12 protein-coding genes are annotated in these 16,035 nt (G+C 65.0%); 2 read left to right on the top strand and 10 right to left on the bottom strand.

Annotated elements, in window-relative coordinates:
- Nucleotides 1-11: 11 nt before the first annotated feature.
- The 3 genes from LU688_RS22105 to LU688_RS22095 form a co-directional block, all read right to left on the bottom strand.
- A complete protein-coding gene (locus tag LU688_RS22105; RefSeq protein ID WP_094011643.1) occupies nucleotides 12-824 on the bottom strand; it encodes a putative RNA methyltransferase in 813 nt (270 codons plus the stop codon).
- Nucleotides 824-1,975 carry a succinyl-diaminopimelate desuccinylase gene (gene dapE / locus LU688_RS22100; RefSeq protein ID WP_023631787.1) on the bottom strand — a complete coding sequence of 384 codons (1,152 nt, stop codon included), beginning with the start codon at nucleotides 1,973-1,975 and terminating at the stop codon, nucleotides 824-826. Before dapE ends, LU688_RS22105 begins: the two co-directional genes overlap by 1 nt.
- A gap of 118 nt (nucleotides 1,976-2,093) precedes the next feature.
- Nucleotides 2,094-4,685: a glycosyltransferase gene (locus LU688_RS22095; RefSeq protein ID WP_094011642.1), complete on the bottom strand. Its 2,592-nt coding sequence runs from the start codon at nucleotides 4,683-4,685 to the stop codon at nucleotides 2,094-2,096.
- A 288-nt stretch (nucleotides 4,686-4,973) separates the two neighbouring features.
- Here LU688_RS22095 and tcdA point away from each other — a divergent pair, with 288 nt between their 5' ends.
- Nucleotides 4,974-5,783 carry a tRNA cyclic N6-threonylcarbamoyladenosine(37) synthase TcdA gene (gene tcdA / locus LU688_RS22090; protein WP_038706694.1) on the top strand — a complete coding sequence of 270 codons (810 nt, stop codon included), beginning with the start codon at nucleotides 4,974-4,976 and terminating at the stop codon, nucleotides 5,781-5,783.
- 19 nt (nucleotides 5,784-5,802) lie between these two features.
- Here tcdA and LU688_RS22085 read toward each other — a convergent pair whose 3' ends face one another.
- From LU688_RS22085 to LU688_RS22070, 4 genes are all read right to left on the bottom strand, one after another.
- On the bottom strand, nucleotides 5,803-6,213 hold the full coding sequence (locus LU688_RS22085; RefSeq protein ID WP_094011641.1) for a SufE family protein: 411 nt from the start codon (nucleotides 6,211-6,213) through the stop codon (nucleotides 5,803-5,805).
- Nucleotides 6,210-7,415: a cysteine desulfurase gene (locus LU688_RS22080; RefSeq protein ID WP_094011640.1), complete on the bottom strand. Its 1,206-nt coding sequence runs from the start codon at nucleotides 7,413-7,415 to the stop codon at nucleotides 6,210-6,212. Before LU688_RS22080 ends, LU688_RS22085 begins: the two co-directional genes overlap by 4 nt.
- Before the next feature lie 80 nt (nucleotides 7,416-7,495).
- The gene (gene dapD, locus LU688_RS22075; RefSeq protein WP_038706693.1) at nucleotides 7,496-8,530 is read right to left on the bottom strand and encodes a 2,3,4,5-tetrahydropyridine-2,6-dicarboxylate N-succinyltransferase; all 1,035 of its coding nucleotides are present in this window, start codon (nucleotides 8,528-8,530) and stop codon (nucleotides 7,496-7,498) included.
- A 42-nt stretch (nucleotides 8,531-8,572) separates the two neighbouring features.
- Nucleotides 8,573-8,920 carry an ArsC family reductase gene (locus LU688_RS22070; RefSeq protein WP_023631566.1) on the bottom strand — a complete coding sequence of 116 codons (348 nt, stop codon included), beginning with the start codon at nucleotides 8,918-8,920 and terminating at the stop codon, nucleotides 8,573-8,575.
- A 283-nt stretch (nucleotides 8,921-9,203) separates the two neighbouring features.
- Here LU688_RS22070 and LU688_RS22065 point away from each other — a divergent pair, with 283 nt between their 5' ends.
- Nucleotides 9,204-10,850 carry a Na+/H+ antiporter gene (locus tag LU688_RS22065; RefSeq protein ID WP_038706692.1) on the top strand — a complete coding sequence of 549 codons (1,647 nt, stop codon included), beginning with the start codon at nucleotides 9,204-9,206 and terminating at the stop codon, nucleotides 10,848-10,850.
- 189 nt (nucleotides 10,851-11,039) lie between these two features.
- Here the strand turns inward: LU688_RS22065 and dapC are convergent, their stop codons facing one another.
- From dapC to map, 3 genes are read right to left on the bottom strand one after another with little or no spacing between them, the layout of a single operon-like run.
- Nucleotides 11,040-12,236 carry a succinyldiaminopimelate transaminase gene (gene dapC, locus LU688_RS22060; RefSeq protein ID WP_094011639.1) on the bottom strand — a complete coding sequence of 399 codons (1,197 nt, stop codon included), beginning with the start codon at nucleotides 12,234-12,236 and terminating at the stop codon, nucleotides 11,040-11,042.
- A 21-nt stretch (nucleotides 12,237-12,257) separates the two neighbouring features.
- Nucleotides 12,258-14,960: a [protein-PII] uridylyltransferase gene (locus LU688_RS22055; protein ID WP_094011638.1), complete on the bottom strand. Its 2,703-nt coding sequence runs from the start codon at nucleotides 14,958-14,960 to the stop codon at nucleotides 12,258-12,260.
- Nucleotides 14,961-14,985: 25 nt separating this feature from the next.
- Nucleotides 14,986-15,768: a type I methionyl aminopeptidase gene (gene map / locus LU688_RS22050; RefSeq protein ID WP_094011637.1), complete on the bottom strand. Its 783-nt coding sequence runs from the start codon at nucleotides 15,766-15,768 to the stop codon at nucleotides 14,986-14,988.
- Nucleotides 15,769-16,035: the final 267 nt, after the last annotated feature.

The raw sequence follows: 16,035 nt of genomic DNA, 5'->3' as shown, positions 1-16,035 counted from the left end.
CTCCAGTGTGCTCAGTCTTGGCGCACGAAATAGTCATAACGCATGGAAACGGTGACCACGAAGGGTTCGGGCTGTTCGATCACTTGTGCGCGCTTCTCGGCGCTGGCCCGCCAGCCGTGCGGGGTCATCGCCAGCAGGTCGGCGCGGGCCTTGGCCTCGACCAGGCTCAGGCGGAACTCGAGGATCTCGCCGTGGGCGTGGGTCATGCCTGCCGGGACCAGGGCCAGGTGCTTGTCGTCGGCGTAGGGGCGCACTTCATCGTAGAGCACCTCGCGCAGCTCCATCAGATGGCCGCTGGTCGGGCCGACCCGCATCAGGCCGCCGCCCGGGGCCAGCAGGCGCCTGGCCTCCTGCCAGTCGAGCGGGCTGAACACGCTGGCGATGAAGCTGCAGCTGGCATCGGCCATGGGCACGCGGGCCATGCTGGCCACCATCCAGGTTACCTCGGGCGCACGGCGGCAGGCACGCTTGACCGCCTCGCGGGAGATGTCCAGGGCGTAGCCGTCGGCCGCCGGCAGCGCCTGGGCGATCTGCGCGGTGTAGTAGCCTTCGCCGCAGCCGATGTCCAGCCAGGCCTGCGGCTGGCGCTCGGCCGCCAGTTGTGCCAGGCGGCGTGCCACCGGGGCGTAATGGCCGGCGTCGAGGAAGTCGCGACGGGCTTCGACCATGGCCTGGTTGTCGCCCGGGTCGCGGCTGTTCTTGTGCTGCACCGGCAGCAGGTTGAGGTAGCCCTGGCGGGCGCGGTCGAAGCGGTGGCCGGCGGGGCAGGCCACGCCATTGTCGAGCTGCGCCAGGGTCGCCTGGCAGAGAGGGCAGGCGAGCATCAGGCGAGCAACCGGACCAGGGTCTGGTAGTAGATCTCGGTCAGCAGGTCGAGATCGCTGGCCAGGATACGCTCGTCCACCTGGTGGATGGTGGCGTTGACCGGGCCGAGCTCGACCACCTGGGTGCCCATGGTGGCGATGAAGCGGCCATCGGAGGTACCGCCACTGGTCGATGGTCGGGTCTCGCGGCCAGTGACGGCCTTGATGCTCGACGACACCGCATCGAGCAATTCACCCGGCTCGGTGAGGAACGGCAGGCCCGACAGCGCCCAATCGATGCTCCATTCCAGCTGGTGCTTGTCGAGGATCGTCGCGACGCGTTGCTGCAAGCCCTCGACCGTCGATTCGGTGGAGAAACGGAAGTTGAACAGTGCCGTCAGTTCGCCCGGGACCACGTTGGTGGCGCCAGTGCCGGAGTTGAGGTTGGAGATCTGGAAGCTGGTCGGCGGGAAGAATGCATTGCCTTCGTCCCAGTGCTCGGCGGCCAGCTCGGCCAGGGCCGGCGCGGCCAGGTGGATCGGGTTGCGCGCCAGGTGCGGGTAGGCCACATGGCCTTGCTTGCCGCGCACGGTCAGCTTGGCGCCAAGCGAGCCGCGGCGGCCGTTCTTGACCACGTCACCGAGCAGGGTGGTGCTGGACGGCTCGCCGACGATGCACCAGTCCATGCGCTCGTTGCGCGCCTTCAGGCGCTCGACCACAGCCTTGGTGCCGTGGTGGGCCGGGCCTTCCTCGTCGCTGGTGATCAGGAATGCGACCTTGCCACGGTGGTTCGGGTAGTCGTGCACGAAGCGCTCGCAGGCCACCACCATCGACGCCAGGCTGCCCTTCATGTCGGCGGCGCCGCGGCCGCAGAGCATGCCGTCGGCATCGATCAGCGCTTCGAACGGCTCGTGCTGCCACTGCTGCACCGGGCCGGTGGGGACCACATCGGTGTGGCCTGCGAAGCACAGCACCGGGCCTTCCTGGGTGCCATGGCTGGCCCAGAAGTTGTCGACGTCTTCGATGCGCATCGGCTCGAGCTGGAAGCCGACGGCGCCCAGGCGGTTCATCATCTGGGTCTGGCAGTCGGCATCGACCGGGGTGACCGACGGGCGGCGGATCAGGTCGCAGGCCAGTTGCAGGGTAGGCGAAAGCTCGGCAGGGGCCGTCATTGCAAGACTCCGGGGGCAAGGCAGGGCGGGAAACTGGGGCGTTATCTTATATCAAATGATGCCTGCGGACACGATGTGCTTCGTGGGAGCGGCGGCGCGCCGCCGCTTCCACGCTACATCAAACGACCTGTGCTTCGCTTGCCTTCTCCGCCGGCTTGGGCAATGACGACAGCAACGCCATCACCAATGCCGCCAGGTACGGCAACGACTGCACCAGCAGCATCGCCACCCAGAAGCGCATGTCCGAACTCGGCAGCCCCTGCACCAGGTAGATCCCCAGCGCCGCGCCCCACAGCATCAGCATGATGAACAGCTCTTCGCGGGCCTCGGCAATCGCCACCAGCAGACCATGGCTGTCGGCATTCTTCGGCGTGCGGAAGAACGGCATGCTGCTGGTGAAGAAACCGTACAGGACCGCCTTGGCGATGGTATGCGACAGCGCCAGCCCCGCCAGTGCGGCGGCGAAGGCATCCTTCAGGTCGACCCCCACCGCGCGGCGATAGAGGAACAGGATCTTGCCGACCTTGAAGAAGAACAGCGCCAGCGGCGGGATGGCGAACATCATCAGCGGCGGATCGACCCGATGCGGCACGATGATCATCGCCGCCGACCACAGCAGGGCGCCGACGGTGAAGAAGATGTTCATGCCATCGGCGATCCATGGCAGCCAGCCGGCCAGGAAGTGGTAGCGCTGGCCGCGGGTCAGCTCGCTGCCCTTGCCGCGCAGCAGCGCGCCGGCGTGGTGCTTGATGATCTGGATGGCGCCGTAGGCCCAGCGGAAGCGCTGCTTCTTGAAGTCGATGAAGGTGTCGGGCATCAGGCCCTTGCCGTAGCTGTTGTGGGCGTAGGCTGCCGACAGGCCTTTCTCGAACACTCGCAGGCCCAGCTCGGCGTCTTCGCAGATGCACCATTCGGCCCAGCCGAGCTCCTCGAGCACGCTGCGCCTGGTCATGGTCATGGTGCCGTGCTGGATGATCGCGTCACGGTCGTTGCGGGTGACCATGCCGATATGGAAGAAGCCCTTGTACTCGCTGTAGCACAGCTTCTTGAAGGCGCTTTCGTGCTGGTCGCGGTAGTCCTGCGGCGACTGCACCACGGCGATCTTCGGGTCGGCGAAGTGCGGCACCATGTGTTTTAACCAGTTGCGGTCGACGCAGTAGTCCGAGTCGATCACCGCGATCACCTCGGCGTCCTTGGCGGTGTGCGGAATCAGGTAGTTCAGGGCGCCGCCCTTGAAGCCGGCCAGGGGCGCGACGTGGAAGAACTTGAAGCGCTCGCCGAGCTTCTCGCAGTGGGCCTTGAGCGGTTCCCACACGGCCGGGTCCTTGGTGTTGTTGTCGATCACCAGCACTTCGTAGTCTGGGTAGTCCAGCGCGGCGAGGGCGTCGAGGGTCTGCTTGACCATCTCCGGCGGCTCGTTGTAGCACGGCACATGCACCGAGACCTTGGGTCGATAGGCGCTGTCGCCCTGCACGGGCAGGAACTCGCGTCGGCGCTTGTGGATCCACACCGCCTCGGCCAGTTCGTGGGCCTCGGTCAGCAGCACGATGAATACCCCGAGGGCGCCCAGTGCCAGCAGCACGCCCACGGTCAGGCTGAACCAGGTGCTGTACTGCTGGCTGTAGTCGTAGGCGATCCATACCAGCACCGACCCGCACAGGAAGGTGATGAAGGTGAGGAAGGTGCGCCCGCGCTGGCGCAGGGCCGAGCCGTCGATCAGCAGGATGGCCAGGGCGATCATCGCCAGCACTACCGAGGCCACGGCCAGGGCGCGCCATTGCGGGATCGCCACGATCGGGCCTTCAAAGTTGAACTTCTGTTGACGCTCGGCGTTGTACACGCCCCAGTAGGCGCCCACCGAGCCTTCGTCGCTGGCCTTCCATGGCTGGTCGTAGGCCTCGATGACGAAGTAGTTATAGCCACGACGGTTGAGGGTGTTGACCAAGGTGCGCAGGTAGATGGCCTGGTCGGCCTGGGTGGCGTCGGCGCCACCGCGCATGCGGCCATTGCTCGGCCAGCCGACCTCCGAGAGCAGCAGCGGTTTGCGCGGGAACTGCTTGCGCAGCTCGCGGGCACGGTCGAGGACGAATTGCACCGAGTCCTTCATGGGCACGAATTCCCAATAGGGCAGTATGTGCGCGGCGATCAGGTCGACGTGTTTCGCCAGCTCCGGGTGTTCCTTCCAGATGTGCCACTGCTCGCTGGTGGTCACCGGCACCTTCACTGCGGCGCGTACCCGGTCCAGGTAGCCGATCAGCTGTTCGGCGGTGACCTCCTCGCGAAACAACGCTTCGTTGCCGACCACCACCCGCACCACGCTGCGTGAGGTATTGGCCAGGCCGATGGCCTTTTCGATCTCGCGCTCGTTGCGCTCCTGGTCGTTGCTGATCCAGATGCCCAGGGTCACGCGCAGGCCGAGCTCTTCGGCCAGGCGCGGTACCTCGGCCTGGGTGCCTTCGACGGTGTAGATGCGCACGTTGTCGGTCAGTTTGTTCAGTTGCTCGAGGTCCTGGCGGATCTCGTCCTCGCTGGGGTACTGGCCTTTCTGCGGGCTCTGCCCCAGGCGGAAGGGCGAATAGGAGAAACCGGAAATCTGTTCCGGCCAGGCGGGGGCGGACACCGGGCGGTTGATCAAGGCCCAGAACCCGGTGAACAGCGCGGCAATGGCCAGGACCACTACCAGGTTGAGACCGAATTTACGTGATGACATAGGTGTTCGAGGTTCCGAAGAGGGGAGCGAGGGTCGCTGTCGCAGGCCGTGGGTCCTACAAGTGCCGGAGAAGGTAATCCGTTGGATTATCGGCAAGGAATGTAGTTCTCAGGCCGCTCACTTGTCGTCCAGATATATTTGCTTGATAGGACATTAAAGCAGGGTCGGTAGGTTTTGTTCCAACCCCTGGCCGCTCTGCCACGCCCTTGCGGCGTGTTCATGTGCTGTGCTCCCCCCGGAGCGCATGCCTTGGCATATAATGCGCGCCGGTTTTTTCGAGGTCCCCACATGAGCACAGAAGATCCACGCTTCGCCGGCGTCGCCCGGCTCTACGGCGACGACGGCTTGCAGCGCCTGCGTCAGGCCCATGTGGCCATCGTCGGCATCGGCGGGGTCGGCTCGTGGGCGGCCGAGGCCCTGGCGCGCAGCGGCGTGGGCGAGATCAGCCTGTTCGACCTCGACGATGTCTGCGTGAGCAACACCAACCGTCAGGCCCACGCCCTCGAAGGGCAGGTGGGCCGCCTCAAGGTGGAGGTGATGGCCGAGCGTCTGCGGGCGATCAACCCGGCCTGCACGGTGCACGCGGTGGCCGACTTCGTCACCCGCGAGACCATGGCCGAGTACATCACCGAACAGATGGACTGCGTGATTGACTGCATCGACAGCGTGATGGCCAAGGCCGCGCTGATCGCCTGGTGTCGCCGACGCAAGATCGCCATCGTCACCACTGGTGGCGCCGGCGGGCAGATCGACCCGACCCAGATCCAGGTCGGCGACCTCAACAAGACCTTCAACGACCCGCTGGCTTCACGGGTGCGCTCGACCTTGCGCCGCGACTACAACTTCTCGCGCAACACCAGCCGCAACTATGGCGTGCCGTGCGTGTTCTCCAGCGAACAGCTGCGCTACCCCAAGGGCGACGGCAGTGTGTGCCTGCAGAAGAGCTTTGTCGGTGAAGGCGTGCGCCTGGACTGTGCAGGTGGTTTCGGCGCGGTGATGATGGTGACCGCGACCTTCGGCATGGTGGCGGCGAGCAAGGCCGTTGAAAAGCTTGTGGCCGGGGCGCGGCGCCCTTCGGAGCGGGTCAAGGCTGATTAGGCTATCGCGGGGCAGTGGTTCAGCCCTGGGTAGCGAGTTCGGCCATCCTCAGTAGCACCGCATGCAGACCATTGCTGCGCGACGGTGACAACTGCCGCTCCAGTCCCAGTTGGGTAAACCAGGCGCTCAGGTCGAGCGCTGCCAACTGATCGCTGGCCAAGCCTTGCACTCGCACAAGAAGAAGTGCCAGCAATCCCCGCAGCATCCGCGCATCGCTGCCTGCCTTGAACCGCCACTGGCCGTCATCCTGCACCGCCACCAGCCAAACCAGGCTCTCGCAGCCATGCACCCGGTTGGTCTCGGTCTTGTCGCTGTCGCCCAGTGGCTCCAGGCGGTCACCCCACTGCATCAGCAACCGCGCCCGCTGCTCCCAGCCACGCGCCTGTTCGAACGCTTCCAGCGCTTGGCTGGCCTCTGGCGAAAGGTTCATCGCAACAGTTCCAGGCCTTTGTCGAGCGCCTCGAAGAAACGCTGCAGGTCGTCGCTGTCGGAGTACAGCCCCAGCGATACGCGGATCGCGCCATCGAGCCCCAGGTGCCTGAGCAGTGGCATGGCGCAATGGTGCCCGGCGCGCACGGCGATACCCTGTTCTGTCAGCAGGTGGGCGATATCGGCGTTGTGCACGCCATCGATGACGAAACTGGCCAGTGCCGCCTCGGGCGAGCCGAGCAGGCGAACTCCCTCGCGATCGGCCAGGCCACGTACCAGGCACTGGTGCAAGCTGGCTTCATGGGCGGCCACGGCATGTACGTCGAGGCTGGCCAGGTAGTCCAGGGTGGCGCCCAGGCCGATCACCCCGGCAATCGGCGGGGTGCCGGCTTCGAAACCCAGTGGCGCGGGGCGGAAGCTGGCGCTCTGGTAGTCCGCCATCTGCACCATTTCTCCGCCGTATTGCCAGTGACGCAGCAACGCCAGCGCATCCTGGCGGCCGTAAAGTACGCCCACTCCGTCCGGACCATAGAGTTTGTGGCTGGAGAACACATAGAAATCGCAGGCCAGTTGCTGCACGTCATGTCGGCCATGAACCACGCCCTGGGCGCCATCGACAACGCTCAGCGCGCCTTGGGCGCGGGCATGCGCCAGCAAAGGCGTCAGCGGTTGCCAGGTACCCAGCACGTTGGACAGTTGGCTGATCGCCAGCAGGCGAGTGCGCGGGCCTATCAGTTGCAGGGCCTGCTCCAGGTCGACATGCCCCTGGTCAGTAACCGGCAGGACCACCAGGCGCAGGTTGCGGCGATGCGCCAGTTGTTGCCAGGGCAGCAGGTTGGCGTGGTGCTCCAGGCCGCTGACGGCGATTTCGTCGCCTGCCTCGAAGCGATGTTCCAGACCATAGGCCAGCAGGTTCAAGGCCGAGGTAGCACCGTGGGTGAATACGATCTGGCGCGCATCGGCTGCATTGAGCCAGGCGGCGACCTTGTCCCGTGTGCCCTCGAAAGCCTGTGTCGCCAAGGCGCCGGGCAGGTGCTGGGCGCGGTGTACATTGGCTGCGCCATGGCCGTAGTAATGGCTCAGGGCATCGAGCAGGGCCTGGGGTTTCTGCGTGGTGGCGGCGCTATCCAGGTAGGTCTGGTGCTGCCGTTGCAGGGCGGCGATGGCCGGGAAATCGGTACGCCAGGGGGAGGGCTGGAACATGTTCGCGGGGCCTGGAATGAAAAATCGGGTCTGCCCGTAGGAGCAGACCCGATCTTATCACCTCAAACCCAGGCAGAGCCTCAGTTGTGAGCGTGCAGTGCCTCGTTCAGCTCGATGGCCGACTTGTGGGTCTTGCACTCCACGGCGCCATTGAGCGAGTTGCGGCGGAACAGCAAGTCGGTCTGGCCGGCCAGATCGCGCGCCTTGACCACCTTGACCAGCTGGTTGTTCTCATCCAGCAGGTTCACCTTGGTGCCGGCGGTGATGTACAGGCCGGCTTCGACGGTGTTGCGGTCGCCCAGCGGGATGCCGATACCGGCGTTGGCGCCGATCAGGCAACCTTCGCCGACCTTGATGACGATGTTGCCACCACCGGACAGGGTGCCCATGGTCGAGCAACCGCCGCCCAGGTCGGAGCCCTTGCCGACGAACACGCCAGCGGAGACGCGGCCTTCGATCATGCCCGGGCCTTCGGTACCGGCGTTAAAGTTGACGAAGCCTTCGTGCATGATGGTGGTGCCTTCGCCAATATAGGCGCCCAGGCGCACACGAGCAGTGTCGGCGATGCGCACGCCGGCTGGCACCACGTAGTCGGTCATCTTCGGGAACTTGTCCACCGAGAACACTTCCAGCAGTTCGCCTTTCAGGCGCGCTTCCAGTTGCCGCTCGGCAAGCTCGGCCAGGTCGACCGCGCCCTGGTTGGTCCAGGCGACGTTGGGCAGCAGCGGGAAGATGCCGGCCAGCGATACACCGTGCGGCTTGACCAGGCGGTGCGACAGCAGGTGCAGCTTGAGGTAGGCCTCGGGGGTGGAGGCCAAGGCGCCGTCTTCGGCCAGCAGGGTGGCGACCAGCGGCTTGTGGCTCTCGGCCAGGCGGGTCAGCAGGGCTGCTTGCGCTGCATCAACGCCCTTGAGCGCGTCGGCCAGTTGGGCGGCCTGGGCGGTGCTGAAGGCGATGGCCTGGTTGCCACCTTCATAACCGAGAACCGGCGCGATGGCCGCGACCAGTTCGGCGGACGGCTTGAGCACAGGCTGTGCGTAGAAGACTTCCAGCCAGGTGCCCTGGCGGTTCTGGGTGCCGACACCGAAGGCCAGGCTGAACAGCGATTGAGACATGCGATTACCTCATGCGAAATGGGGATGGAGCGTAATGCGTGATCAGGCCAGCGCCGCCGCGTAGAGATCGGGCTTGAAGCCGACCAGCGTGCGCTCGCCGAGGTCGAGCACCGGGCGCTTGATCATCGAAGGTTGGGCGACCATCAGTTCGACGGCCTTGGCCTGGTCGAGGTTGGCCTTGCTGGCGTCGTCGAGCTTGCGGAAGGTGGTCCCGGCGCGGTTCAGCACGACTTCCCAGCCATGCTCGTCGCACCAGCGGTTCAGGCTGTCGCGGTCGATGCCCTGGGTCTTGTAGTCGTGGAAGTCGTAGCCAATGGCCTTTTCTTCAAGCCAGGTACGGGCCTTTTTCATGGTGTCGCAGGCTTTGATGCCGTAGAGAGTGTAAGCCATTGAAATGCCTGGGGCTGCCGGCGGTGGCCTGGCGTCCCCGATACTCCTTGAAGATTGGGTGGCAGCGATTATGCGGTATCGATGGGGTTGGCGCCACGGCTGCGGGCCCGAAGGTATGGGGGGATGTATGTCACATCGTCTCAAGTAGCATTGTGTTACATATTCGCTGGTGGGTTGCGACTAACGTGCAGCGGTCCACAATAGAAGGTCCTCGCTAACATATTGTTTCAATGGCGATGTTTCGCCTTGCTGTCGTTTCTCCGATCACACAGGAAGCTTGCTGATGCAGTCAGCCTATACCGTTCTTATCCTGCTGATGCTGGTGAGCGTGTCGAAACTGGTGGGGCGCGTGTTGCCACTGCCGCTGCCGCTGGTACAGATTGGCGCGGGTGCCTTGCTGGCCTGGCCAACCCTGGGATTGCATGTGGCGCTGGACCCGGAGCTGTTCCTGTTCCTGTTTTTACCGCCGTTGCTGTTCGCCGATGGCTGGCGCATGCCCAAGCGCGAGCTGTGGCGCATACGCGGGCCGGTGGTGGCCCTGGCGGTGGGGCTGGTGCTGTTCACCGTGGTCGGCGCCGGGTATTTCATCCACTGGCTGCTGCCGAGCATTCCCCTGCCGGTGGCCTTTGCCCTGGCGGCGGTGCTGTCGCCCACCGATGCCGTGGCGGTCTCGGCCATCACCCAGGACCGCCTGCCCACGCCCCTGATGCACATGCTCCAAGGCGAGGCGTTGATGAACGACGCCTCGGGCCTGGTGACCTTCAAGTTCGCCCTGGCCGCCGCCATCACCGGCGTATTCTCGCTGACCGAGGCCAGCCTGACCTTCGTGCTCGTCGCCCTTGGTGGCCTGGCGGTGGGCGTGGCGCTGAGCTGGCTGGTGGGGCGCCTGCGCATGTGGATGATCACCCGCGGCTGGGACGATCCGGCCACCCACGTGGTGTTCATGCTGCTGCTGCCGTTCGCCGCCTACGTGCTGGCCGAGCGCCTGGGCGTGTCGGGCATCCTCTCGGCGGTGGCCGCGGGCATGATGCAGAGCTGGCTCGACCTGTTGCCGCGCCAGACCAGCACCCGCCTGCTCAATCGCAGTGTCTGGTCGTTGCTGGAGTTCGCCTTCAACGGCCTGATCTTCCTGCTGCTGGGCCTGCAGTTGCCGGACATCATCAAGGCGGTGGTCACCGACGAGGCAACTGTCTGGCCGACCCTGGTCTGGCGCTGTCTGGACGTGGTGGCGATCTTCGCCGCGCTGGTGCTGCTGCGCTTTGTCTGGGTGCAGAGCATCTGGCGGGCTATCGGCGTGGTACGGCGCTGGCGCGGCAAGCCGACGCTGGTACTGATGCCGACCGCCCGCTCCTGCTGGCTGCTGACCTTCGGTGGCGTGCGCGGGGCGGTGACCCTGGCGGGCGTGATGTCGGTGCCGCTGCTGATGGGAGCGGGCAAAGCCTTCCCAGAGCGCGACCTGCTGATCTTCATCGCCGCCGGTGTGATCCTGCTGTCGCTGGTCAGCGCGGTGATTGCCCTACCTATTTTGCTGCGTGGCGTTACCAAGAGTCCCGATGAGCGCTTGCACCAGGAGGTGCAGGAGGCCTGGCGGCGCACGGCCGAAGCGGCTATTCATGCCCTGGAAGCCGAAGAGGTGATCGATGCCAATGCGCCCCAGGACGCCGCCCAGGCCACCCTGGCCACTGAGCTGAAAGCGCGGTTGATGGCCGAATACCGGGATGAGCTGGACAGCTATAACGACACCGCAGAAGCCCGGGCGCTGGCAGAGCAGATGGATCTGCTGGAGCGTCGCCTGCGCCTGCGGGCATTACGTGCTCAGCGCCTGGAACTGTACGAGCTGCACCGCCAGCATCAGGTGGGTGATGAGGTGGTGCGACAGGTGCTGGGGGAACTGGACATGAGTGAGGCGAACCTGGGGCAGGTTCGCTAGGCTCTGTACGAAAAGCCTTGATACTTGTTCATGCTGCGTTGAAAACAGCCTCGGAATGCTCATGTACTCCAGTACAGTCGGGCGCGACCCCGGCCGTTCCTCGGCTGTTTTCGCCTTGCCTGACCTGCGTCTCAAGACTTTTCGTACAGAGCCTAGTGAAGCAGGGGGCGCAGGGCGCCCCCATGCAACTCAACGGTTGTGCAGGAAGTCCCGAATTCTCTCGGCGGCCTCGATGCACTCGGCCAGCGGCGCGACCAGCGCCATGCGCACGCGCCCGGCGCCCGGGTTGACCCCGTCCACCTCACGGGACAGGTACGAGCCCGGTACCACCGTGACATGCTCGGCCTCGAACAGGTCGCGGGTAAAATCGGCATCGCTGCCCGCCACCTTGGCCCACAGGTAGAAGCTGCCATCCGGGCGCTGCACATCCATTACCGGCTGCAGGATGCCGAGCACGGCGTCGTATTTGGCGCGGTACTGGTCGCGGTTCTCGCGCACGTGGGCCTCATCCTGCCAGGCGGCAATGCTGGCGAGCTGGGTTTGCACCGGCATGGCGCATCCGTGATAGGTGCGATACAGCAGGAACGGCTTGATGATCTCGGCGTCCCCGGCCACGAAGCCCGAGCGCAGGCCTGGCAGGTTGGAGCGCTTGGACAGGCTGTGGAACACCACGCAGCGCTTGAAGTCACTACGGCCAAGCGCTGCGCATGCACTCAGCAGGCCCGGTGGCGGTGCGTCCTCGTCGAAGTACAGTTCGCTGTAGCACTCGTCGGCGGCGATCACGAAGTCGTGTTTGTCGGCAAGGGCGATCAGTTTTTTCAGGGTGTCCATCGGCACCAGGGCACCCGTGGGATTGCCTGGGGAGCACAGGAACAGGATCTGGCAGCGCTCCCAGGTCTCGGCCGGCACGGCATCGAAGTCGGGGTTGAAGCCGTTGCTTTCCAGGCATGGCAGGTAGTGCGGGGTGGCGCCGGCCAGCAGGGCCGCGCCTTCGTAGATCTGGTAGAACGGGTTGGGGCTGACCACCAGCCCGTCGTCTTCGCGGTTGACCACGGCCTGGGTGAAGGCGAACAGCGCTTCGCGGGTGCCATTGACCGGCAGGATATGACGCTCGGCGTCCAACCAGCCCGCCGGCACGCCGAAGCGCGTCTGGCACCACTGAGCAATTGCCTGGCGCAAGGCCGGCAGGCCGAGGGTGCTGGGGTAGACCGCCAGCTTGTCGAGGTTGTCGGCCATGGCCTTGGCGACGAACGCCGGCGATTCATGCTTCGGCTCACCGATCGACAAGGCGATGGCACGCTTGTCGGCTGCCGGTTTCACGGTGCCCAGCAGGGCGCGCAGTTTCTCGAACGGGTAGGGCTGGAGCTGGGTCATGGCGTGGTTCATCGGCGCAAGGTCTCGTTAGCGTCAAAAGGTCATGCGGGTAGGGCTGGCGTCGCTGGCCTGACCGGCCTGCAACTGCTGGACGATGGCTTCCTGCAGGCGGCTGCATAGCTGCGGGTCGGACAGCGGCTGGTTATCGGCGTCGGTGATGAAGAACACGTCTTCCACGCGCTCGCCGAGGGTGGCGATCTTGGCGTTCTGCAGCGAGATGTCGAACTCGAGGAAGATCCGCCCGATCCTGGCCAGCAGGCCGGGGCGATCGGGCGCAGTGATCTCGAGGATGGTCACCGGGCGCTGGGCATCGTTGAGGATGGTCACCTGCGGCGGGAAGTCGAAGTGCTTGAGCTGGCGTGGCACCCGGCGCTGGATGATCGCCGGGTAGTCCTCGGGGTTGCGCAAAGCGCTGGTCAGGCCGTCACGGATCTGGCTGACCCGCTTGGGATTGTCGCCGATCGAGCCGCCGTCGTTGTCGAGCACGATATAGGTGTCGAGGGTGAACTGGCTGCTCGAGGTGATGATCCGGGCATCATGAATGTTCAGGTTAAGCTGGGCCATGGCGGCCACGGTCACGGCGAAGAAGTCGTGCTGGTCGGGGGCGTAGATGAAGATCTGCGTGCCGCCCTCGAACTCGCGCTGCGTGGTTTCCTTGATCAGCACCAGCGGGCCGCCATCGGCCGGTTGCTGGAGGATCGCATCGCTGTGCCAGGCCACATCCGCGGCAGTGTGCTTGAGGAAGTAGTCGTCGCCCAGCTGCGACCAAAGCTGCTCGACATCGTCCGGGTCTGTGCCTTCGCGTATCAGGATATCCAGTGCCGCGCTCTGGGTCTGGCGGATCTGCTCTTCGCGGTCCAGTGGGTTTTCCAGCCCGCGGCGCAGGGCGCGCTTGGTCTCCGTATAGAGCTGGCGCAGCAGGCTCGCCCGCCAGGAGTTCCACAGGCTGGGGTTGGTGGCGTTGATATCGGCCACGGTCAGCACGTAGAGGTAGTCCAGCCGCGTCTCGTCACCGACATGCAGGGCGAAATCGTTGATCACCTGCGGGTCGGAGAGGTCCTTGCGCTGGGCGGTGGTGGACATCACAAGGTGGTTCAGCACCAGCCAGGCGATCAGGCGGCTGTCCCAGGCGGGCAGTTGGTGCCGTTCGCAGAACTGCTGCGCATCCACCGCGCCCAGTTCGGAGTGATCGCCCTGGCGACCTTTGCCGATGTCGTGGTACAGGCCGGCCAGGTAGATCAGCTCGGGCTTTGGCAGGCGGCCCATGAGCTTGCTGGCCAGCGGGAATTTCTCCGAGACCGGCGTGTATTGCAGTTTGCGCAGATGCTTGATCAGGTTGAGGGTGTGGGCATCGACCGTGTAGATGTGGAACAGGTCGTGCTGCATCTGCCCGACGATCAGGCCGAACTCCGGCAGGTAGCGGCCAAGGATGCCGTAGCGATTCATCCGCCGCAGATTGCGGTGGATGCCTATCTCGCACTTGAACAGCTCGATGAACAGGCTCGTGTTGCGGATATCGTGGCGGAACTTGTCGTCGATCAGGTGGCGATGTTCGCGCAGCAGGCGCACGGTGTCGGCACGCACGCCCTTGATTTCGGGATGCTGGGCCATCAGTACGAAGATTTCCAGCATGGCGAACGGGGTGCGCCTGAAAACGTTCGGGTTGACCGCTTCTATATAGCCATCGTGCAGACGGAACCGGGCGTTGACGGGCTGCGTGGCGCCGCTGTCGTCGTCGGCCAGGATCACCTCCTCGAAATGCTGGATGATCAGGTCGCACAGCTGGCTGATGCTCATCACCACCCGGTAGTACTGCTGCATGAACTGTTCGATGGCGCGTTTGGGGTTCTCGTCGGTGTAGCCCAGCAGCGTGGCGATGCTGCGCTGGTGGTCGAACAGCAGGCGGTCTTCGGCGCGCCCGGCGAGCATGTGCAGGGCGTAGCGCACACGCCAGAGGAAGGCCTGGGACGAGGCCAGTAGCTCGTTTTCGCTCTCCAGCAGGAAGTCCTCGCCCGCCAGCGCGTGCAGGTTCAGCGTGCCGTACTGGCGCCTGGCTACCCAGAGCACGGTCTGGATGTCGCGCAGGCCGCCCGGGCCGCCCTTGACGTTGGGCTCGAGGTTGTACTCGGTGTCGTTGTACTTGTGATGGCGGGCCTTGAGTTCGGCACGTTTGGCCAGGAAGAACTCTTTGCTGGGCCACATGTGCGCGGTGCTGGTGGCGTCGAGCATGCGCTGGCGCAGGGCCTCGGGGCCGGCGATGGTGCGGCTTTCCATCAGGTTGGTGATGACCGTGAGGTCGGCCCGGGCCTGCTCGGCGCACTCGTCGACGGTGCGCACGCTCTGACCGACCTCCAGGCCGATGTCCCAGAGCAGGGTGAGGAAGCGCTCGATGGCATCGCGGTACTGCTCGTGTTCGGCGGCGTCGAGCAGGATCAGCAGGTCGATGTCCGAATACGGATGCAGCTCGCCGCGGCCGTAGCCGCCCACCGCCACCAGGGCGATGCCGCCTGGCGCGCCCCAGCTGAACTGGTGCCAGGCCTGTTGCAGGATGTTGTCGACGAACCAGGCGCGGTCCTCGATCAGCCGGCGGATCTCGCGGCCTTCGCGAAAACGCTTGTCGAGCACCTCGCCGGCCATGCGTATGGCCTTCTTGAAAGCGGCGATGGGGCTTGCCTTGAGGGCCAGTTCCGCCTGGAACTGGCCACGGTCGAACAGCTCGGGATCCACCTGGGGCATCGAGTCGCGTTCCTGTCGTTCAGTATCAGGCCGAGGTGCGCGGGATGGTGTCGTCCTTGCGCAGGGTGAAGATCTCGTAGCCGGTGGCGGTCACCACCAGGGTGTGTTCCCACTGGGCCGAGAGTTTGCGGTCCTTGGTGATGGCGGTCCAGCCGTCGCCCAGTACCTTGGTGTCGGCCTTGCCCTGGTTGATCATCGGCTCGATGGTGAAGGTCATGCCTTCCTTGAGCTCCATGCCGGTACCGGCACGGCCGTAGTGGACGATCTGCGGTTCTTCGTGGAACACCTTGCCGATGCCGTGGCCGCAGAACTCGCGGACCACCGAGAAACCATTCTTCTCGGCGTGCTTCTGGATCACCTCGCCGATGTCGCCCAGGCGGCAGCCGGGCTTGACCAGTTCGATGGCCTTGTACAGGCACTCCTGGGTGACCTTGGACAGGCGCTCGGCCCACGGCGCGACGGTGCCGACATGGAACATGCGGCTGGTGTCGCCGTGGTAGCCGTCCTTGATCACGGTCACGTCGATGTTGATGGTGTCGCCATCCTTGAGTGCCTTGTCATTGGGGATGCCATGGCAGACCACGTGGTTGATCGAGGTGCAGATCGACTTGGGGAAGCCCTTGTAGTTCAGCGGCGCCGGGATGGCCTTCTGCTCGTTGACGATGTAGTCGTGGCAGAGGCGGTCGAGCTCCTCGGTGGTGATACCGGGCTTGACGTGTGGCTCGATCATTTCCAGCACTTCGGCGGCCAGGCGGCCGGCGATGCGCATCTTCTCGATGTCTTCTGCGGTCTTGATGGTGACGGTCATTACAGGCTCTCTACGGCGCCGCGCGCGGCGCGAACAAACGGGAAAGGCCGGATTCTACCAGAGCGCGGCGGCGATCTGTCGGGATAGTCCAGCAGATCCGGTGGCCTATTGAGGGCATTCTGGCCCCAAAAGGCGGGGGCTGCAAAAGCCGCTGACGGACGAAGCATTATCCGGGTTCCGTTCGCTCGCCGGCTGTGGTATAAAATGCGCCGCTTTCGGGGGATGTCCTCCGTCAGCTCAAACCCACACACGTGTCGACACGATGGC

The organism is Pseudomonas soli, from assembly GCF_021283165.2.
GTDB classification, from domain to species: domain Bacteria; phylum Pseudomonadota; class Gammaproteobacteria; order Pseudomonadales; family Pseudomonadaceae; genus Aquipseudomonas; species Aquipseudomonas soli.
This window is presented reverse-complemented; position numbering and strand designations above follow the sequence as displayed.